The following is a 20,042-nucleotide window of genomic DNA, read 5'->3' on the forward strand; positions in this document are numbered from 1 at the left end:
ATAACTAGTTTCTTATATATCTACTAATCAGGTATACAAAATGAATACCCTTATCCAGAAAGTTACGAATAATATTATTGAACGCAGTAAGCCCTATCGAGAGGTTTATTTGGGACGCATCGCAGATGCAGACTCAAGAGGTGTTCATAGATCTGCATTAGGCTGTAGTAATCTGGCACATGGTTTTGCTGCCTGTTCAGCGGGTGATAAAGCATTGCTTTCTGAGGATGTAGTGCCAAATATTGCGATTGTGTCAGCGTATAACGATATGCTTTCAGCGCATCAGCCTTTTGAAGCATTTCCCAAGATTATTAAACAAGCATTACATGAAGCGGGTGCAACAGGGCAGTTTGCTGGCGGTGTTCCTGCGATGTGTGATGGTGTGACGCAATCACAACCGGGCATGGAACTCAGTTTATTTAGTCGTGATGTTATCGCACAGGCAACAGCCATTGCGCTGTCGCATAATATGTTCGATGGCGCATTATATTTAGGCGTGTGTGACAAAATTGTTCCTGGTCTAATGATTGGTGCTTTGACTTTTGGTCATTTGCCTGCGGTATTCGTTCCCGGTGGTCCAATGCCTTCAGGAATCAGTAATGAGGTTAAAGTAAAAGTTCGTCAAGACTTTGCTCAGGGTAAAGTGGACGAGAAAACATTATTACTCTCTGAATCTGGCTCATACCATAGCCCCGGAACCTGTACTTTTTATGGTACTGCGAACAGTAATCAAATGTTGATGGAAATCATGGGACTGCATCTTCCCGGGTCATCATTTGTTGAGACTAATACGCCTTTACGTACTGAACTGACTAAAGCTGCATCTACACAAGTATTATCCCTCATTGATACCGAATCAGGTTCAATGGGCATTGGTAAAATGCTGGATGAGAAGAGTTTTGTGAATGCTGTTATTGGATTGCTGGCAACAGGTGGTTCGAGTAATCATACTTTGCATTTGATCGCTATGGCTCGTGCTGCGGGCATTGTGATTAACTGGCAGGATTTCCATGATCTTGCACAAGTCATTCCACTTCTTACCAAGCTTTATCCTAATGGCAGCGCAGACGTAAACCACTTCCACAGAGCGGGTGGCATGCCAGTAGTAATGAATGAATTACTAGAGAATGGCTTATTACATAATGAAGTGAAAACCATTATGGGTGAAGGGCTGAGTGCTTATACAACCATGCCAAAATTAAAAGGCAAGGCGGGCACAGAAGAACTTAAGTGGAAAAAGAAAACGCTTAAAGACGAAAACAAAAACATCGTCAGCACAGTCGCAGAGCCCTTTAGCCATCACGGTGGATTAAGTATTCTACAGGGTAATATCGGTCGTAGTGTTATCAAAACCTCGGCATTAAAACCCGAGCACATGCTGATTGAAGCGCCGGCAGAGGTATTTGACTCGCAAGAGGCGTTACAAGACGCTTACCAAAATGGTGAGTTGAATAAAGACTTTGTTGCCGTTGTACGATACCAGGGCCCAAAGTCTAACGGTATGCCAGAATTGCATGGATTACTTCCTGCACTCGGTTCGTTACAGGATGAAGGATTTAAGATCGCGATTATTACTGATGGACGTATGTCAGGTGCATCGGGCAAGGTAGCATCTGCAATTCACATGACACCAGAAGCAAGCGAAGGTGGAGTGATTGCAGAAATAGAGCAAGGCGACATGATTCGACTCGATGTTGAGAATTCCAGTGTGGAATTACTGGTTGATCCAACCGAATTAGCCAAAAGAAAAATAGTCGATCCGGATTTAAGTGGAAATCGCTTTGCCATGGGGCGTGAATTGTTTGCCACATTGCGTGGTAACGTATCAGGTGCGGAAGAGGGTGCGTCTATCTTCAACTTGCCCGGCGAAGAGAGCGCTTAAAAACGTAAATAGAATTTATGCAGAGCTAGGCACTTTTTAATCATATCCTCTAATCCTTTTACCTGTAGTTTAAAAATAGGTAAAAAATTAATATAGCGTAAGGTCACACATTATGAATAATTCAACCTTAACACCACAGGAGATAATGGCTGTTTCTCCCGTTATTCCAGTTATTGAAATTGCTGATGTATCACAAGCAATTGATCTGGCTAACGCGCTTATCGCTGGTGGTATCAATGTATTGGAAATTACGCTTCGAACTGAAGCTGCATTAGCTTCGATTGAACTGTTAGCCAAAGAAGTACCCACAGCAGTCATCGGTGCAGGTACTGTATTAAACCCAGAAGACCTGGCAAAAGTGCGTGATGCAGGCGCTACCTTTGCAATAAGCCCGGGTTGTACTAATGCACTATTACAAAGCGCCACTGATATGAACTTTCCGCTGATTCCAGGCGTTTCAACGGGTTCAGAAGTGATGAATGGTTTAGATCTGGGATATACACATTTCAAACTATTTCCTGCGACCAGTGTCGGTGGTATTTCGCTGTTAAAATCTTTTTCTGGGCCTTTTCAGCAAGCAAAATTTTGCCCAACAGGCGGCATAAATGAAGGCAACTACCTCGATTTTCTGGCGCTGAAAAATGTTCTTTGTGTTGGCGGTAGCTGGGTGGCTCCAAGTGATTTAACCCGCTCAGGCGATTTTGAAAAAATTACTGAATTATCTGCTTCAGCCCTCGCAAAAGTAAGTGGCTAATCTTATGAAAAACACCTTACCTAAAGAAGAATGGTTAGTAGAGTCAGATGCTTCTGCCGTTGCTAAAAAGTCCTATCTAATAATTCTTAGAGCAGCTAAAGAAGCGATTGAAGAAAATGGTGTATTTCGTATCGTGTTAGCGGGTGGAACAACCCCAGAGCGTATCTATAGAATGCTGGCAGCTGCTGAATGTGATTGGCAGAAGTGGGAAATTTTTCTAGGTGATGAACGCTGTTTGCCAGAATCATCACCAGAAAGAAACAGTCAGATTGCGATGAAAGCCTGGTTGAATGATATTGAGATACCCGCAGAAAATGTCCACTTTATTCCATCTGAACTGGGTGCAGATCTAGCTGCCAAAAACTATGCGGAAACGATTAAAAGCAAAATGCCTTTTGATTTAGTATTGCTAGGTATGGGTGAAGATGGTCACACGGCTAGTCTCTTTCCTGGTCATATGCATAACGAGGAAGAGCTAGTTCATGGCGTGCATAATGCACCCAAGCCTCCTTCAGATAGGGTGAGTTTAAGTACAGCAACCTTGAGTAATTCAGAGCAGGTATTAATTATCATTACGGGTGCTGGAAAAAAGGCGAGTGTGAAAGCATGGAACGAGGGTGAACCCCTTCCCATCGCTAAAATTTCAGCGATAAACATGCTAACGGTTATTTTAGATAGCGATGCTTCGCCAGCATAAAGAGGCTTGTTAATAGATGTCTGCTTAGACATCAATTAAATTTCGGACATCATCGACACTTTTGTTAATCACAGTCATATAAAAGCCAAACAAAAAAGTCATATAAAATCCTTTTAAAGAAATAGTATCAATGCCTTCAAAAAAGAATCAAAAACCTTCGCTAACAGAACTTCCAGCATTTAAAGCGTTAGAAGATCATTATAATCTGATAAACCAGCTTAACATGCGTCATTTATTTACGACGGATCCCAAGCGTGGTGAAAAGTACTCAATCAAGCATAAGAGTTTGCTATTAGATTACTCTAAGAATCGTATTGTTGATGAGACTATTCCATTACTTTGTGATCTTGCAAGAGATGTCAATTTAGAGAGTTGGCGCGACCGCATGTTTTCTGGTGAAAAGATCAATAACACTGAAGACAGAGCCGTTTTACACACAGCATTGCGCAATGAAACCAATCAACCTATTTACGTTGATGGCGAAGATGTGATGCCTAAAATAAATGCCACCATGGATAAAATGGAGGAGTTTGCAGGAAAGGTAAGAACAGGACAATGGAAAGGCTTCAGTGATAAAGCGATAACCGATATCGTCAATATTGGTATTGGGGGCTCTGACTTAGGTCCGAAAATGGTTTATAACGCATTAAAGCCGTACCACCATAAAGGTCTAACGGTGCATTTTGTGTCTAATGTAGACGGCGCTCATATCGACGATATTCTCGAAGATATAAACCCGGAAACAACGCTCTTTATTATCTCATCAAAAACCTTTACTACTCAGGAAACCATCACCAATGCACATATAGCCCGAAAGTGGTTATTGAAAAGTAAAGCGGAAGAAAAGCATGTTAGTAAACACTTTGTAACCGTTTCTACAAATCTGGAAGCAGCGATAAAATTTGGTATTGATGCTGAAAATATGTTCGAGTTCTGGGGCTGGGTGGGTGGTCGTTATTCGCTTTGGTCGGCTATCGGTCTTTCAATTGTTCTTTCTGTAGGGATGACTAACTTTAAGAAAATGCTGAGTGGAGCGCACTCGATGGATGAGCATTTTAAAGAAGCGCCTTTAGAAGAAAATATGCCAGTCATAATGGGCTTATTGGGGGTTTGGTATAACAACTTTTTCGGTGCCGAATCACACGGTATTTTCCCCTATGATCATTATTTAAGGGATTTAACTTTTTATCTTGAACAGGCTGATATGGAAAGCAATGGTAAATCAGTCGATAGAAAAGGTAACAAGGTAGATTACGCAACGGGGCCAATTATCTGGGGAACATCGGGTATTAATGGCCAGCACGCGTTTTATCAGGCGATTCATCAAGGGACGCAAATGATCCCATCTGATTTTATCGTTTCGATATTGACGCACAGCACTCATCAAGATCAACACGATATCATGATGGCAAATGCCCTTGCGCAAACGGAAGCCTTAATGAAGGGAAGAACGCTAGATGAAACCTACGCTGATTTTGTTGAAAGTAAGGTTAACTTAGAAAATGCCGAAGATCGTATTCATCATATGGTTTTTGAAGGCAATAACCCGACCAATACCTTATTGCTAACCAAACTGACACCACGTTCGCTTGGTATGCTGTTAGCGCTTTATGAGCATAAAATATTCGTGCAGGGCATTATCTGGAACTTAAACTCGTTTGATCAATGGGGCGTTGAATTAGGTAAAAAATTGACCAAAAATATATTGGCTGATTTTGGGCAACCTGAAACTATAACGACTCACGATAGCTCAACTAACTCTTTAATCAACTACTACAAAAGTGTTGTTTACGGTCAGGAGTAAACACTCCTTGTGAGTTTTTATCTGCTTACTTTTGTCTGCTTATTTAGTAACGCTTTTTATCGCAGGGTATAGCTTTTTGTAAGTATTGTAGGCCTCATCGTATTGATCGATATATTCCTTATCAGGCTCAAAGCTTTGTTCAATCGCAGGGCTTGTTAAAACGCTTGAGATGGCTTGATCAGATGTGGCTAAAATTGCTAATCTGGCGGCACCAAAAGCCCCGCCAAAATCACCTTTGGCTGGAATATCTATCGGTAAATTAAGGGCTGTTGCCAAAACCTTTAACCAGTAGTGAGATTTAGAACCGCCACCTACGGCAGTCAGTGAACGTAATTGAGTACCAGAAGCTTCCAGAGCCGCCATATTGTCTCGTATTGCAAAAACAACTCCTTCTAATACTGATTGAGTGAGTGTTTTTCGATCACTATTGCGACTCATACCAATAAATGCACCACGAATAGATGAATCGTTATAGGGTGTTCTTTCACCCGCTAGATAAGGTAAGAAATAGACACCTGAAGGCGCTTTTAACTCATTACCTAGTTCTTTGCTAAGATCGTTGGCGGGTACTCCTGTTATCTCGCTATACCAATTTAAAGAGTCTGCTGCTGATAAGATCACGCCCATCTGATGCCAGGTATCTGGAATGGCATGACAAAAAGCATGTACTGCGCTTTTAGGATTAGGTGAGTAAGATGAATTCGCCGCGAAAAGTACGCCAGACGTACCGAGTGAGACGAATGACTGTCCCTCTTTAATAATGCCCATGCCGCAAGCGGAAGTTGCATTATCTCCCGCACCACCTGCCACTAACGGTGGGTTAGACACCCCCCACCTTTTAGCCAGTTTTTCTCTTAATTGACCACTAACTTCTGAACCTTCGACCAGCCTAGGCATTTGATTCTGATTCAATTCACACGCATCTAAAAGCGTTGATGACCATTGACGCTTTTCGACATTCAGCCATGAAGTGCCAGAAGCATCAGACATATCACTCACATATTCTCCTGTTAGCCATAAACGCACATAATCTTTGGGCAGTAATACTTTGTGTATTCGGGAGAAGATTTCAGGTTCGTTATTTCTTACCCAGGAAACCTTTGGGGCCGTGAAACCAGGGAAAACAATATTGCCAGAAATCTTTTGGAAGTCTGGATTTGAGTCCATCTGTTCAGCTTCGAAGTTGCTACGTGTGTCATTCCAGAGCATGCAAGGGCGTAGTATTTTATCATGCTTGTCTAGTAACGTTGCGCCGTGCATCTGGCCTGAAAGTCCAATACCTAAAACCGCAGACATTTGTTTGGCATGGGATTGTTTGATGCTATCTAATGTTGCTTTAGTCGCCTCAATCCAGTCTTCGGGATTTTGTTCTGACCATCCAGTATGTGGACGAGATATTTTGATAGAGTGATGTGCCGTCGCAATGATATTTTGGCTTTCATCTATGAGCAGTGATTTCACTCCTGATGTGCCAATATCAATACCTATATACATAATTGATGTTTACTCAGTGAAGGTGACTAGTAAGCATGAGTAAAGTGTCATTAGCATGTTATGAAATTACTGACTAAATCTAATTTTGCTTTGTTTTCTGTAGTCGCTTGGTGTCATGTTTTTTATTTCAATAAAGCGGCGATTAAAATTAGCCACATTGTTGTATCCAACGTGATAGCAAATGGTACTGACGTATTGATCGGTTTCCATCAATAACTGGCAGGCTTTGTTTATTCGCAGTCTATTGACGAAATCAGTAAAGGTATTGCCAGAGGCTTTTCTGAAATAACGAGAAAATTGACTGCTATCCATCCCCGTTTTCTTTGCTATTTCTGCCATCGTAAACTGTGTAGAATAATTCTCCGTAATATAATCGACAACTTTACTGATGCGATTCATCGAGGCAAAATTATCTAAACCCTGTAACTGATTGTTAGAAAGTAACTGATAATCTTTATGTTCTGATAAGGCAGAAAATAGTTCTAAAAACGCATTGAAACGGGGAAGACCAGTTGACGTTTTAATCAGTTTAATTTTCTCTTCTGCAAAGTCACTTATACCAAAAAACTCTATGCCATTTTTAGAACGATCTAGAAGGGGTAAAACCTGGCGTAATTCTGGCAGGTATTCACAACATCTACGAAATGGATCATCCAAAAACTGTAATCCAAGATCTCTACGTTTAACACCTTCCGGAGGAACATCTGTAGAAATCCAGTTGTGAGCTAGGCGTGGACCAGTTAGAACCAGATTGCCGGGTTTAAAGATGCCAATATAGTCTCCGACAAACATTTTGCCACTGGTTTCTAAAATTAAATGTAATTCATATTCTTCATGCTGGTGCCAACGAATTAGAGGGTTGGGTGCGCCATGTTCCACGCATCGCAGAAAACCATAAGAGCCTTCTGGTTCATAACCTAACGTTGAATTGCGTTGAAATGCTTGTTCAAGGATAGGTGTGTATTTAACGCTGTTGTTTTTCATGAAATTGGAAAAATATTTATTTTAAGTTAATCTGATACTTCAGTTTAATTATGTAGTTTCAGAAGCATCATGCGGAACTTTTGCACCGGTCATAAAGGCTACGGCATCTGACATAGAATAATCTTTTGGATCAATTACGCATAATCGTTTGCCGAGTCTGTGAATATGTATTCGATCCGCGACTTCAAAAACATGTGGCATATTATGTGAAATCAAAACGATTGGGATGCCGCGGGAACGCACATCACTGATTAATTCTAATACTTTACGTGATTCCTTTACACCCAGTGCGGCTGTCGGTTCATCAAGAATAATTACCTTTGAACCGAATGCCGCAGCGCGTGCCACAGCAACCCCCTGACGTTGACCACCTGACAATGTTTCAACCGTCTGATTTATATTCTGGATTGTCAATAATCCCAGTTCTGACAATTTGTCACGAGCGATTTGTTCCATTTTAGGGCGATCAAGCATACGTAAGTATTTTCCGAGAAAGCCTTCTTTACGTATCTCACGGCCCATAAACATATTATCCGCGATTGATAGAGCAGGGGAGAGCGCAAGATTCTGGTATACCGTTTCTATACCGGCTTCACGAGCGTCAATGGGTGAGGTGAAATGCACTGGCTTACCTTCAAGCATAACTTCGCCTTCATCAGGAATTGTAGCTCCGGACACAGCTTTAATCATACTGGATTTTCCTGCACCATTATCTCCGATAACAGCTAGGATTTCTCCTGGGTATAAATCGAAATCAGCATGATCTAGGGCGGTGACTCGACCATAGCGTTTTACCAGACCGCGACCCGTTAATATAGGTTCTACGTTGTTGTTCATGCTGACACCCTCCTAATCCATTGATCTATCGCAACGGCAGATATGATTAAAATCCCAATTAACATGTAAGTCCATTGTGGATCAGTGCCGATGAGCCTTAACCCTAATGAGAAGACGCCTACTATGAGAGCGCCGAACAACATCCCCATTATCGAACCACGGCCACCAAATAGAGATATACCACCGATTACTACTGCAGTGATTGATTCTATATTCGCAAATTGACCAGCTGTGGGCGAAACTGAGCCGATTCTCCCAATAAGTACCCAACCCGCTAAAGCGCAAATTAAACCAGCTATTACGTACACTGAAATCAAAGTCTTTTTTACTTGTACCCCTGAAAGTTCTGCTGCTTCAGAATCATCACCGATAGCATAAACATGGCGACCCCAGGCGGTATGATTGAGAATGTAATTTAAGACCACAACTAGAATTACCATGGCAATAACGCCATAAGTAAAAACTGCACCGCCAATCTTCAGCTTTTCGCCAAAAAAGTGCAAAGACGCTGCTTTTTCTGCAATATCCTGACTCCGTATAGTTTCATTAGCTGAGTAAAGAAAATTCGTTGCTAGTACAATTTGCCACATGCCTAAGGTGACAATAAATGGTGGGAGCTTAATTACCGCGACCAAAAATCCGTTGATAAATCCACAAATAGCTCCAACACCTAAGCCGCATAGAATTGCGAGTTCAGCGGGCATACCATAGCGAAAGGTAAACTGTCCCATGACTACCGACGTGAGAACCATGATAGCTCCAACGGACAAATCAATGCCTGCAGTAATAATAACTAGTGTCTGAGCTGCTCCAACAAAACCAACTATGGCGACTTGTTGCAAAATTAGCGTAAGTGAAAAAGGTGAGAAGAACTTATCGCCTAGTATTAAACCAAAAATAAGTAGCGACATTAATAAAACAATTAAAGGCACTAGAGCTGGATTAGCATGAAGTAGACTTTGTATTTTATCTAGTAGTGTTTTTTTCTGTGAAAAAGAAGCAATGTCAGTCGCACTGTCACTGAGGACTGATTCAAAATCTTGTTTTGATTTGGGCATGGTTACACCTTAAATAGATGAATAGTGTTCTTATTTAAAAAACTAATTTTTAAAACCTCATCGACTGAGAAGCAGACGATGAGGTTTTGGTCTTATTTTAGCTCTGGTTTAACCCCAACAGCGTTCTGTACCTTCTTTAACGGTGATTGACTCAACACCCGGAGCTGGTTTATCCGTCACAAGAGAGACGCCAGTATCAAAAAAGTCTTTGCCTTCAGTATTTTTAGGCTTAGTTTTGTCTTTGGCCCAAGCAGCGATAGCTTCGATACCTTTAGATGCCATTAATAAGGGATATTGTTGCGAAGTAGCACCAATAACACCGTCTTTGATATTAGCAATGCCAGGACAACCACCGTCAACAGAAACGATTAGCACATCATCTTGACGATCAAAAGCTTTTAACGCTTCGTATGCTCCAGCAGCTGCTGGCTCATTGATCGTATAAACAACATTGATCATTGGATCTTTAGCAAGCAGATTTTCCATTGCTTTACGTCCGCCTTCCTCATTACCAGCGGTCACATCATTACCAACAATGCGTTTATCAGACTCGTCACCCCATTTTTTTGGATCACCTAGATCAATTCCAAATCCTTGTAAAAATCCTTGGTCACGTAACACACCCACTGAAGGTTGGCTCACAGCTAAATCGAGCATAGCAATTTTTGCGTCTTTGGCTTTATCACCAAGAGTAGCCGCCGCCCATTTTCCGATTAATTCACCTGCAAGGAAGTTGTCCGTTGCAAATGTAGCGTCAGCTGCATCAATAGGCTCAAGTGGTGTATCGAGTGCGATTACTATGAGACCTGCATCACGCGCTTGTTTTACCGCAGGTACAATACCTGTAGTGTCGGAAGGTGTTAGCAGAATACCTTTCGCTCCATCTGCTATACAGGTTTCAATTGCTGCTACCTGACTTTCAGAATCGCCGTCAACTTTTCCTGCGTAAGATTTGAGTGTCATACCCAATTCCTTTGCTTTGGCTTCTGCACCTTCTTTCATCTTTACGAAGAAAGGATTGGTGTCAGTTTTGGTAATAAGACAAGCTGAAATGCCTTCAGCATTAACTGCAGTCATTGCTGTGGTTCCAAGAACCAGTGTTGCTAGTGCGCTTGTGATAGTTGTTTTTTTCATGTGTTACTCTCCTTGTTAAATAAAAAAATATTAATAAGTGGGGGGCATTTTTCATGCTTTCTTAAATTTTCAATCTAGCTCTTTTACTAAAGCCCGTAGTATTGGACACGTGTTACGGTTTCTTCTTTAAGCTGTTTGAATTCTTCCATAATCACCACTATTCGCTCTTTTGTAGATATTTTTTTATCTACAATACTATTTAATTCGGCAGTTGCAGCCAGCAGTGAAGGTGAAACCTCTTTGATATTTTCAATGGTACTGCTTCCACTGTCAGATACGAAAGTATTCTCTGATCGTCCAAAATGATACTTTTTGCTGGCAGGTAGTAGTGAGCCTTTAGTTCGTTTGTATTTGATTCGTAAGATATCGATGTCATTGGTAGTTTGCAGTGAATATCGCTCGATTTCCTGCAAACTTGTCACACCCATCATTGTTAAAGTAGGATATTTATCAGACATTCGTATTTACTCCATTTTGTTGTATTAATTTCTATATAAAAATTTTTTCTATAGGCTTACTAAACTATTAATTAGTAGGCACTAAAAAAATATATTCCTCACATTCATAGGACTACATTCTCATATTTTTAAATTCAATTAATCAATTCGCTTATCGTCACGGAATTTATGGATAAACTGTTCGCGCGGTGTAAGGTAAACAGTTTGACCAGAGGCCACAATTACCGAGCCTTCCGAACGTACAGTCAGCGTCCCCATATTCTCAACATCAACATATGAAATTGTATCGGATCCCAAATTTTCTGAGTAACGCATTATTCCTTGCCAGCTACCTTTAGTTTCATCTAAATCAACATGTTCCGGACGGATGCCAAATACATCACAATCATTTTGCTTAGCGAAGTCACCTTCAACAAGATTCATTTTTGGAGATCCTATAAACCCAGCTACAAAGGGTGAGGTAGGCGTGTTATATAGGTCCATAGGCGTTCCTACTTGCTCAATCATGCCCGCTCGTAAAACTACGATTTGATCTGCCATTGTCATTGCTTCGACCTGATCATGAGTGACGTATACCATGGTGGCACCGATTTTCTTGTGTAATTCTGCGATTTCAACTCTCATCTGACCGCGTAATAATGCATCGAGATTAGATAAAGGCTCATCAAATAAGAAAACCTTTGGGTCACGTACAATGGCTCGACCAATCGCTACGCGTTGGCGTTGTCCGCCTGATAAATCTTTAGGGCGACGATCTAAAAGTTGATCGAGTTCTAATATTTTTGCCGCTTCTAATACGACTTTCTTTTTTTCCGCCTTGGGTGTTTTTTTCAAGGTCATACCAAAGCCAATATTTTCTTCGACAGTCATGTGAGGATATAAAGCATAAGACTGGAATACCATGGCTATGCCACGTTCAGCAGGTTCTTTATGTGTGACATCATCGCCACCAATAGTTATCTGTCCTGATGTAACTGTTTCCAAACCTGCAATCATTCGTAGCAAAGTTGACTTGCAGCATCCAGATGGACCAACCAAAACCGTAAAAGAACCGGAAGGGATTTTCAGATTCATATTGGGAACAACAGTCAACTTGCCATAGCTTTTTACGACATTTTTAAATTCTACAATACTCATCAAAAATTCCTTTAACCTTTAACACCGGTTGATGCAATAGATGCAATAAATGTCCTTTGCATTGAAAGATAAAAAACCAATACAGGTAACGTTATAATAGATAGATATGCCATGATTTCGCCCCAGGCAATATTCAGCTGGAAAAAATATTGAAGACCAACCATTACTGGACGATAACTTTCAGACTGGGTTGTCATTAATGGCCAAAGATATTGGTTATACATAACTAAAAACTTGAGGATGGCCGCAGTGGCGAAGCAGGGGCCTGCTAGTGGCACAATGACTCTGGAGTAGACTTGAAACCAGGTGGCACCATCGACTCTGGCAGCTTCAACAAGATCACGCGGTAAATCTTTGAAATATTGGATAAACAAGAAGATTGTTAATCCATCGGCGATCCATGGGATAATCTGTACATGATAGCTATCCAGCCAACCAATTTGAAAGCCATCCACACCGATCCATGGGAGTTTGTTAACTAACATTAATAATGGAATAGCAATCGTTTCAAAAGGAACGATTAAAGTGGCTAAAATCACTGATAATAAAACTGCTTTTCCTTTAAATTCTAGAAATACAAATGAGAATGCGGCCATAGAGCACAAGAATAAAGAGGAAATTACTGTTATGGCAGTAACAACTATCGAATTAAAGACAAAACGACCAATAGGAACTCGTTCCCAAGCACTGCTATAGTTATTTAATGAAGTCTCGCCGACTGGCAAGAAAGCGCGGAAAGAGGAGCTGTCTTGTAAAAGCTGTAAGTCGGGTTTTAAAGATGACACAACCATAAAAACGACAGGAAATATAAATAGTAAAGCTACCCACGTTAATAAAAGATACTTCAAAAGTGTAGAACGAGTATTTATATTCATGTGCGGTCCCTCGTAAGAAAGCGTTGTATTAAAGAAATACTGAGCACGATTAGGAAAAGCACAACCGCTATGGCAGAGCCTCCTGCAATATCTTGCTTTTCATAACCACGTTGGACGGATTGAAATACCAAGGTTTGAGTACTATCTACTGGTCCTCCTCGTGTCATCACATCAACCTGAGCAAACAACGCAAAGGCTTGCATTGTGATTACAACCATTATCAAAACTGCTGTATTCTTTAGTCCAGGCCAAGTTACATATCTGAAAGTTTGCCATCGGGTTGCACCTTCTAGAGCCGCCGCTTCATAAAGAGATCCGGAAATTGTCTGTAACCCGGATAGCCAGATAATCATATGAAAACCGACACCCTGCCAAATCGACATAACCATGATAGAACCTAAGGCTGTACTGGAATTACCCAGCCAATCCACCGGTTCAAACAGACCAAAACTGAAAAAACTCAACATGGCATTTAACAAACCATTTTCACCGTCATATATAAATCGCCATAGAATAGATACCACGACAATTGATATAACTACTGGCATGAAATAGATAGTTCGGAAAATATTAATACCGGGCAACTTCTGGTTAATCATCAACGCGAGGAGTAATGCAAATGCGCCTTGCAACGGAGCCACTATCAGTACAAATAGGATTGTATTGACCAAAGCTTTCATAAAAAGCTTATCCCTTGCTAATACTACCCATTTCCTATCGTTACTTAAGGGAAAAGAGAACCACTCGCGCATCCCTTTTAGATGTTCATAATCGGGGTTATTACGAGTAAATTTTCTCATGCGGGGATATTGAATATCACCATTAGGCTTGATAACTGTTTTACCTTCTGCATCTTTCTCAGGTTCGACGGTTAAAGTGCCCACACCAATAAGACTACTGAAGTTACTCCAACCAACAAACTCAGTTGGATTAGGGGAGATCAAACGTTGATTGGTAAAAGAAAACCAAAAAGCGAGTAAAAAGGGAACAATTAAAAAAAGAAATATTAGACCAGAAGCAGGTAAAGCCATTAACCAGCCGACTTTGTTTTGGTTTTTGGGTTTGCTATTGGCCATTAGAAAATCTCATTTGCGGGGTTTGTTTTGAAAAAATACCACCTTAAAACATCCTTCCAATCTTTCTAAACCTATCCAAAATAAATTTGGATAGGTTTAGAAACTGCTATTAAACAGATAAACAACGAAGGAAATAAAAGGCTTTCAATCTTATGTATTACTTGTAGTTATTATTCTTTTTCAAGTCAGTATTAATTGCATCAGCTGCAGCATCCAAGGTGTCAGCGACATCAGCACCATTAGCTATATCCGCAAGTGCTTTTTCAAACTCTAGAGTTACAACATTATAAGCAGGAGTTGAAACTCGCTTGGTAGCTTGTTTTTTACTGAGGTCAAAGAAAACATTTAACGGACCGCCTTCTTTGTAATTAGTTGTCATACTTGTAGCAGTCTTAGTTGCTGGAATTAAACCTGTTGCGTCAGAGAAAGCTGCAAGGTATTTATCCTGCATTGCAAAACGGATAAAGTCATTGCCACCTTTTTGATTTTTACTGCTTCCAGATACACCAAACTGCCAAGAAGAAGCACCAATTTTAGGGCCATTGCCCATATCTGGAGCGGGTAAGAATAACAAATCATCACCAAATTTCTCTAATGCACCTAATGCTGCCCAATTGCCATTCCACTGGAGGGCATATTTTCCATCAACAAAACCAGTTTCACGATCAGCCCCATCCTGAGAAGTTCCTGGAACGAGTTTATTAGTGAACAATGACTGCCACCACTTGCCAAATGCTATTGCCTCATCACTATTTAAAACATCTTCTGCAGACGACTTACTTGGATCCATTAAATCCCCGCCCATACTCTGAAGTAACGGACCAAAAGCATATGAATACCACTCGCCTTTCCATGCAAGACCTAAATCTAGTGGATACTCAAAACTCTTGTCTGCTGCCAAAGTGGCGATCGCTTTATTAAACTCATCAAATGACCATGGCTTGTCAAGAGTAGGGATACGTATGCTGTGCTTCTCAAGTACAGATTTACGTGCAAACATTGCGATCGCAGCATCCCATAAGCCTATAGAGTATATTTTGCCATCATAGCGACCAATAGCACCTTCAAGTAAACTCTTGACTTCAGCATCAGTAATTTCCAATGGTGCAAGATATTTTGACCAAGCCCAGTTTGGCATTAGCGGGCCATCAACATCAATAATATCAGGTAATTTTCCGGCTAAGGCTGCTGCAACAACAGACTCATTGTAGGATTCTTGTGGGAACTCAGCTAGATTAACTTTCCAGTCCGATTGTGAGGCATTAAAATCTGTGATGATGCCTGTCAGTACCGTCTTTTCTTTTTCATTACCTGCACCGTGATACCACAGGCTTAGATCTGTCTGAGCCATTGCTAAACCACTGCTCAGTGTTACTGCTCCAGCAATTATTATGTTCAAAGCTAGCTTCATTATTCATTCTCCTCCGTTATATATATAGATAACCTGTCTAAATGACAAGGTTGTCATTTTTTCACCTATACTGCATAACATCATAGGAACTGTCAATAAAAAAATAACCCTATAATCATATAGGCGTAGGTAATTATTAAATATTATGAAAGTGTTGATTCAAATGGATATTCAATATATTCTAATAATGACAAGGTTGTCATATGGAGGGTTTTTTGGCTGATATTCATGATGTTGCGAAACTTGCAGGAGTTTCTATCAAAACTGTTTCACGTGTTATTAATCACGAGCAAGGTGTCCGTGAAATCACGCGTGCAAGAGTGCAAAAAGCAATTGATAAACTTCAATATACGCCTCACATTGGAGCACGCCTAATGCGCTCTAGCAAGTCTAACTTAATAGGACTGATATCCAGTACCATATCAACTGTGAGTCGTGATCCGGTAAAATCAGGATTATCTTCAATACACATAGTTAGTGGAATACAACAATACTGTCGTAAAGCAAACAAAACATTGTTAATTATTGATACCGAGCCAGATGAAGAAGACATCAAGAGTTCAATTGATATATTCAGATCACATCAAGTAGAAGGCATTTTTCATATATTGAATTATCATCATCAAGTTTCACCACTTCAATACTCTGACACACCTTTTTGGATAGTTAATGGGTACTCAAATTCTCAAACAGCTGCAGTAGTGCCTGATGACTATCATGGGCAAAAATTAGCGGTTGAATATTTGCTCCAACAAGGCCATACCAGAATCGGCTATATCGGTTTATCAACCAGTATAGAGGCGGGCAAGCTACGCTTAAAAGGGTTTCAAGAAACCATCCAACAATATGATTTGCCATACGATTTAATGCTTACAGAATTAGGGATTAAAAACGCCAGCGATAATAGTTTTTCACTACTGCATGAAGCATTAGACAAGCTATTGAAACACGCATCACCACCTACAGCTATCTGTTTTGGTAATGATGAAATGGCTTTACAAGCTATTCCAATATTAGAAAAACGGGGACTAAATATTCCGGATGATATTTCGATTATGGGTTATGACAATGACTTCGCAACCGCTGCGGCTGCTCGACCCAAGCTAACGACTGTTTCGTTACCCTATCAGCGCATGGGGCAGATTGCTGCGGAAAACCTGTTACGACAACTACAAGATCCCGATGCAGAATCAAAGTTTGAAGACTACCCAATTAAAGTTAAAGGCGAAGTAGTAGTTAGGGAGTCTGTTAGAGCATTAAGCTCAATAAAAATCGCTTCCAAAAAAATTATATAGAGTTAAATCAATATGTTAGCACTGGATGACAAATGGGTATGGGATTACTGGTTAGTTCGAAATCCTGATGATAATTTGTGGCATGTTTTTTTTCTGCAAGCGGACAAATCAATAATTGATCCTGAGTTACGTCATTGGAATGTCAGTTTTGGGCATGCAACTTCAACAGATTTGATTCAATGGGATTATTTGGGTACCTGTTTTCAACCCGCCAATAGCCCATCGTGGGATGATAAAACAACATGGACAGGCTCTGTAGTCCAAAATGAAGATGGGTTATGGCATTTATTTTACACTGGCTCTAGTGAAGAGGAAAATGGCCTGATACAGCGTATAGGTCATGCTACCAGTAGTGACTTACATCATTGGGTACGTGTAGACAATGGTTTTTGCCTAGATCTTGATGCTCGTTGGTATGATTCGGAATATAGACCAGATTATTGGCATGATCGTGCAATGCGCGATCCTTGGGTAATGCGTGATCCTGAGGGTTCAGGTTGGATGATGTTTTTTACCGCTCGGGTGCCAGGTATTGAGGAAGCCAATAATGCTGGCGCAATTGGTTTAGCACGATCAAATGATCTGTATAAATGGACACTGTCACCACCAGTTTTTCAAGGAGGTTTTGGTCAGTTAGAAGTGCCTCAGGTCATCCAGATAAGCGGTAAATGGTATTGTTTATTTTGTAACTCTGGTGATCATTGGTCGAAGGCATATGAGGCCAATATGCCTGGAGGAAAGGTATCCGGAACACACTATTTGATGGCCGATAATATTAATGGCCCCTGGACTATTGCCCCTGGTAAATTTTTGGATGGTGGGCTACCTTGTCGCCGTTATGTAGGTAAATTGCTTGAGACGGATGCTGGCTTAAGATATATGAGTTTTTGGCACGATACTGCCGAAGGTGAATTTATCGGTACTTTAAGTGATCCAGTTGAGGTGAAGCTTACAAACGGTTTATTAGAGCTGATCGAAAATAACTGAAATTGACAATAATACGTTTCTAAATGGAATAGTATAAAACCTAGCTTTCAATTCTTCTTTAATAAAAGAGCTCTAAACAAATCCCTGCTACTTAACGATTGAAATTTAAACTATGTATGAACAAAAATCCCATGCCCTACTGAATAAAATTTTAATAGAGTTAAAGCAAGACTTTAATGATACAGAGTCGCAACCATTTTTAACCCGATTGGGAGCAAATTTTTATTCAGTCTATCAACTCTTCATTTCTTTTTACGGTCATCGTCCCGATTTTGAAAAGCAACTGAAGCAGCTAGTATCGGTTATGGCGCAGAATCACTATGAACGGAGTAAATCATTAAGAAAAAGTGATTTAAAACGTGAACAAGATCCTGATTGGTTTTTAAGTCAACAATGGGTTGGAATGGCGCTTTACACTGATGGATTTGCTGAGGATCTAAAGGGCTTAAATAAGCGTGTTGATTACTTCGAGGAACTTGGGGTTAATTTAGTTCACTTGATGCCAATGATGAAGTGCCCTGAAGATGCCAGTGATGGTGGTTATGCTGTCAGTGATTTTTGTGAAATTGACAAACGTTTTGGCACCATAAAAGACTTACAGGCAGTAGCAAAAAAATTACATAAAAATGGGTCATTACTAACGATGGACGTGGTATTAAATCACACTTCGGATGAACATGAATGGGCTCGGAAAGCACAGCAAGGAGAAGAAAAATACCAAGATTATTATTATGTTTATAACGATCGTGACATTCCAGATCAATTTGAAGAAAGCCTACTAGAAATTTTTCCTGAAAACGCACCTGGCAATTTCACATGGGATGAATCTATGGGAAAGTGGGTCATGACGGTTTTTAATAACTATCAATGGGACTTAAACTACACGAATCCCGCAGTATTTATTGAAATGGTCAATGTGATTCTATTCTGGGCTAATAAAGGTGCAGATATCTTGCGCCTAGACGCGGTCGCATTCTTGTGGAAAAAAATTGGTAGTGTTAGTCAGAATTTGGAAGAAGCTCACCAGATTTTGCAATTATTAAAGGACTGTTGTCAGATTACAGCTCCGGGTGTTTTGTTCATTGCAGAAGCGATTGTTGCTCCTAATGAAATCATTCGTTATTTCGGTGGTGATAGCGTAGCGGAAAAGGAGTGCGATATCGCCTACAATGCGACTTTCATGGCACTTCTGTGGGATGCTGTGGCTACCAAAAATACTCGTTTATTAAATCAGAGTCTTAAAAGTTTACCTGCTAAACCCGATCAAACAACCTGGCTTAATTATGTGCGCTGTCATGACGACATTGGTTTAGGTTACGATGATAAAGATATCACTGCAGTAGGTTATGAACCTAAGGCTCACCGTGAATTTTTGATAGATTACTATATGGGCAAGTTCGTTGGCTCCACGGCTCGTGGCTTACCGTTCGGATATAACGAAAAGACCGGCGATACCCGTATTTCTGGTTCTTTAGCTTCTCTAATTGGTTTAGAAGCCGCTTTGCTAGCTGAAGATAAGGAAGCCATCGATAATGCTATAAAGAAAACCCTATTATTGTATGCCATGATTTTATCGTATGGCGGTATCCCTCTACTTTACTATGGTGATGAGTTAGGTACTATAAATGACAGCAGTTATCTTCAAGATCCAGTAAAAGCTGAAGACAACCGTTGGGTTCATAGGCCCAGTATAGACTGGGAAAATGCTGAGCAACGTTATGTTAGCGGAACTGTTGAAAACCGCTTGTTTAATGCAATTAAAAAAATGATTTCTGTGCGTAAAGCCACTCAAGCTTTCGCGGATTTTAATAACCGAGATGTGCTTAATGTCTCAAATCCAAATTTATTTCTATTTACACGGTATGAGTATCAAACACCTGAGGTAAGTATATTGGTGGTTGCGAATTTTGACGATAGTCCACATCACCTTTACTACGAAGAGATTAACAATCAAATCTATTTTGACTTTGCAAATAACAAGGATTTAATTACCCAAGAAAAACCAGAAATGCATGAAACTTATATGGTCATTCCCGCCAATGGTTTTTACTGGTTAGAGCAATGAGTCAATTCATAATATTAAAATTAACTTAATAAATTTCAGACGTTCGACTTTTCGGACGTGGTAATGTTCAATCGTATTTTTTGCTTTATGAATA

At 40.4% G+C, this 20,042-nt stretch carries 17 protein-coding genes; 7 read left to right on the forward strand and 10 right to left on the reverse strand.

The window, feature by feature from the left end:
- The first annotated feature begins 40 nt into the window (after nt 1-40).
- The 4 genes from edd (at nt 41) to pgi (ending at nt 5,137) form a co-directional block, all read left to right on the forward strand.
- Nucleotides 41-1,882 carry a phosphogluconate dehydratase gene (edd, locus tag Q1A31_RS16935; RefSeq protein ID WP_299879520.1) on the forward strand — a complete coding sequence of 614 codons (1,842 nt, stop codon included), beginning with the start codon at nt 41-43 and terminating at the stop codon, nt 1,880-1,882.
- Between the two features lie 112 nt (nt 1,883-1,994).
- Complete coding sequence (locus Q1A31_RS16940) at nt 1,995-2,636, forward strand: bifunctional 4-hydroxy-2-oxoglutarate aldolase/2-dehydro-3-deoxy-phosphogluconate aldolase (RefSeq protein WP_299879522.1); 642 nt, start codon at nt 1,995-1,997, stop codon at nt 2,634-2,636.
- Between the two features lie 4 nt (nt 2,637-2,640).
- Nucleotides 2,641-3,333, forward strand: a complete 693-nt coding sequence (gene pgl, locus Q1A31_RS16945; protein ID WP_299879524.1) for a 6-phosphogluconolactonase — start codon at nt 2,641-2,643, stop codon at nt 3,331-3,333.
- Between the two features lie 130 nt (nt 3,334-3,463).
- Nucleotides 3,464-5,137 (forward strand): glucose-6-phosphate isomerase, encoded by a 1,674-nt coding sequence (gene pgi / locus Q1A31_RS16950; RefSeq protein WP_299879526.1) that lies wholly within the window; start codon nt 3,464-3,466, stop codon nt 5,135-5,137.
- A 39-nt stretch (nt 5,138-5,176) separates the two neighbouring features.
- Here the strand turns inward: pgi and xylB are convergent, their stop codons facing one another.
- From xylB to Q1A31_RS17000, 10 genes are all read right to left on the reverse strand, one after another.
- Entirely contained in the window at nt 5,177-6,631 is a 1,455-nt protein-coding gene (xylB, locus tag Q1A31_RS16955; protein ID WP_299879528.1) for a xylulokinase, read from the reverse strand.
- Nucleotides 6,632-6,697: 66 nt separating this feature from the next.
- On the reverse strand, nt 6,698-7,615 hold the full coding sequence (locus tag Q1A31_RS16960; protein ID WP_299879529.1) for an AraC family transcriptional regulator: 918 nt from the start codon (nt 7,613-7,615) through the stop codon (nt 6,698-6,700).
- Between the two features lie 48 nt (nt 7,616-7,663).
- Nucleotides 7,664-8,452 (reverse strand): ATP-binding cassette domain-containing protein, encoded by a 789-nt coding sequence (locus tag Q1A31_RS16965; protein ID WP_299879530.1) that lies wholly within the window; start codon nt 8,450-8,452, stop codon nt 7,664-7,666.
- Nucleotides 8,449-9,510: an ABC transporter permease gene (locus tag Q1A31_RS16970; protein ID WP_299879532.1), complete on the reverse strand. Its 1,062-nt coding sequence runs from the start codon at nt 9,508-9,510 to the stop codon at nt 8,449-8,451. The genes Q1A31_RS16965 and Q1A31_RS16970 overlap by 4 nt, the downstream gene beginning before the upstream one ends.
- A 108-nt stretch (nt 9,511-9,618) precedes the next feature.
- The gene (locus Q1A31_RS16975) at nt 9,619-10,644 is read right to left on the reverse strand and encodes a sugar ABC transporter substrate-binding protein (protein WP_299879534.1); all 1,026 of its coding nucleotides are present in this window, start codon (nt 10,642-10,644) and stop codon (nt 9,619-9,621) included.
- Between the two features lie 86 nt (nt 10,645-10,730).
- Nucleotides 10,731-11,102 (reverse strand): DUF3461 family protein, encoded by a 372-nt coding sequence (locus Q1A31_RS16980; protein ID WP_299879536.1) that lies wholly within the window; start codon nt 11,100-11,102, stop codon nt 10,731-10,733.
- Between the two features lie 138 nt (nt 11,103-11,240).
- A complete protein-coding gene (locus tag Q1A31_RS16985; protein ID WP_299879538.1) occupies nt 11,241-12,239 on the reverse strand; it encodes an ABC transporter ATP-binding protein in 999 nt (332 codons plus the stop codon).
- Between the two features lie 11 nt (nt 12,240-12,250).
- Complete coding sequence (locus Q1A31_RS16990) at nt 12,251-13,114, reverse strand: carbohydrate ABC transporter permease (protein WP_299879540.1); 864 nt, start codon at nt 13,112-13,114, stop codon at nt 12,251-12,253.
- Nucleotides 13,111-14,190: a carbohydrate ABC transporter permease gene (locus Q1A31_RS16995; protein WP_299879541.1), complete on the reverse strand. Its 1,080-nt coding sequence runs from the start codon at nt 14,188-14,190 to the stop codon at nt 13,111-13,113. The genes Q1A31_RS16990 and Q1A31_RS16995 overlap by 4 nt, the downstream gene beginning before the upstream one ends.
- 157 nt (nt 14,191-14,347) lie before the next feature.
- Complete coding sequence (locus Q1A31_RS17000; RefSeq protein WP_299879543.1) at nt 14,348-15,601, reverse strand: extracellular solute-binding protein; 1,254 nt, start codon at nt 15,599-15,601, stop codon at nt 14,348-14,350.
- Between the two features lie 215 nt (nt 15,602-15,816).
- Here Q1A31_RS17000 and Q1A31_RS17005 point away from each other — a divergent pair, with 215 nt between their 5' ends.
- The 3 genes from Q1A31_RS17005 (at nt 15,817) to Q1A31_RS17015 (ending at nt 19,948) form a co-directional block, all read left to right on the forward strand.
- Nucleotides 15,817-16,896 carry a LacI family DNA-binding transcriptional regulator gene (locus tag Q1A31_RS17005; protein WP_299879545.1) on the forward strand — a complete coding sequence of 360 codons (1,080 nt, stop codon included), beginning with the start codon at nt 15,817-15,819 and terminating at the stop codon, nt 16,894-16,896.
- A 12-nt stretch (nt 16,897-16,908) separates the two neighbouring features.
- Nucleotides 16,909-17,883 (forward strand): glycoside hydrolase family 68 protein, encoded by a 975-nt coding sequence (locus tag Q1A31_RS17010; protein WP_299879547.1) that lies wholly within the window; start codon nt 16,909-16,911, stop codon nt 17,881-17,883.
- Nucleotides 17,884-17,995: 112 nt separating this feature from the next.
- Entirely contained in the window at nt 17,996-19,948 is a 1,953-nt protein-coding gene (locus Q1A31_RS17015) for an amylosucrase (RefSeq protein ID WP_299879549.1), read from the forward strand.
- The last annotated feature ends 94 nt before the right edge of the window (nt 19,949-20,042 follow it).

Origin of the sequence: uncultured Cocleimonas sp. (assembly GCF_947495625.1) — a bacterium.
Lineage (GTDB): Bacteria > Pseudomonadota > Gammaproteobacteria > Thiotrichales > Thiotrichaceae > Cocleimonas.

What these genes read in the sequence shown, in the direction of transcription:
- Q1A31_RS16975 (WP_299879534.1), bottom strand. Translation starts at nt 10,644, where the DNA reads ATGAAAAAAACAACTATCACAAGCGCACTAGCAACACTGGTTCTTGGA.
- Q1A31_RS16940 (WP_299879522.1), top strand. Translation starts at nt 1,995, where the DNA reads ATGAATAATTCAACCTTAACACCACAGGAGATAATGGCTGTTTCTCCC.
- xylB (WP_299879528.1), bottom strand. Translation starts at nt 6,631, where the DNA reads ATGTATATAGGTATTGATATTGGCACATCAGGAGTGAAATCACTGCTC.
- Q1A31_RS16970 (WP_299879532.1), bottom strand. Translation starts at nt 9,510, where the DNA reads ATGCCCAAATCAAAACAAGATTTTGAATCAGTCCTCAGTGACAGTGCG.
- edd (WP_299879520.1), top strand. Translation starts at nt 41, where the DNA reads ATGAATACCCTTATCCAGAAAGTTACGAATAATATTATTGAACGCAGT.
- Q1A31_RS16995 (WP_299879541.1), bottom strand. Translation starts at nt 14,190, where the DNA reads ATGGCCAATAGCAAACCCAAAAACCAAAACAAAGTCGGCTGGTTAATG.
- Q1A31_RS16985 (WP_299879538.1), bottom strand. Translation starts at nt 12,239, where the DNA reads ATGAGTATTGTAGAATTTAAAAATGTCGTAAAAAGCTATGGCAAGTTG.
- Q1A31_RS16960 (WP_299879529.1), bottom strand. Translation starts at nt 7,615, where the DNA reads ATGAAAAACAACAGCGTTAAATACACACCTATCCTTGAACAAGCATTT.
- Q1A31_RS16990 (WP_299879540.1), bottom strand. Translation starts at nt 13,114, where the DNA reads ATGAATATAAATACTCGTTCTACACTTTTGAAGTATCTTTTATTAACG.
- Q1A31_RS16965 (WP_299879530.1), bottom strand. Translation starts at nt 8,452, where the DNA reads ATGAACAACAACGTAGAACCTATATTAACGGGTCGCGGTCTGGTAAAA.
- pgi (WP_299879526.1), top strand. Translation starts at nt 3,464, where the DNA reads ATGCCTTCAAAAAAGAATCAAAAACCTTCGCTAACAGAACTTCCAGCA.
- Q1A31_RS17015 (WP_299879549.1), top strand. Translation starts at nt 17,996, where the DNA reads ATGTATGAACAAAAATCCCATGCCCTACTGAATAAAATTTTAATAGAG.
- Q1A31_RS16980 (WP_299879536.1), bottom strand. Translation starts at nt 11,102, where the DNA reads ATGTCTGATAAATATCCTACTTTAACAATGATGGGTGTGACAAGTTTG.
- pgl (WP_299879524.1), top strand. Translation starts at nt 2,641, where the DNA reads ATGAAAAACACCTTACCTAAAGAAGAATGGTTAGTAGAGTCAGATGCT.
- Q1A31_RS17010 (WP_299879547.1), top strand. Translation starts at nt 16,909, where the DNA reads ATGTTAGCACTGGATGACAAATGGGTATGGGATTACTGGTTAGTTCGA.
- Q1A31_RS17000 (WP_299879543.1), bottom strand. Translation starts at nt 15,601, where the DNA reads ATGAAGCTAGCTTTGAACATAATAATTGCTGGAGCAGTAACACTGAGC.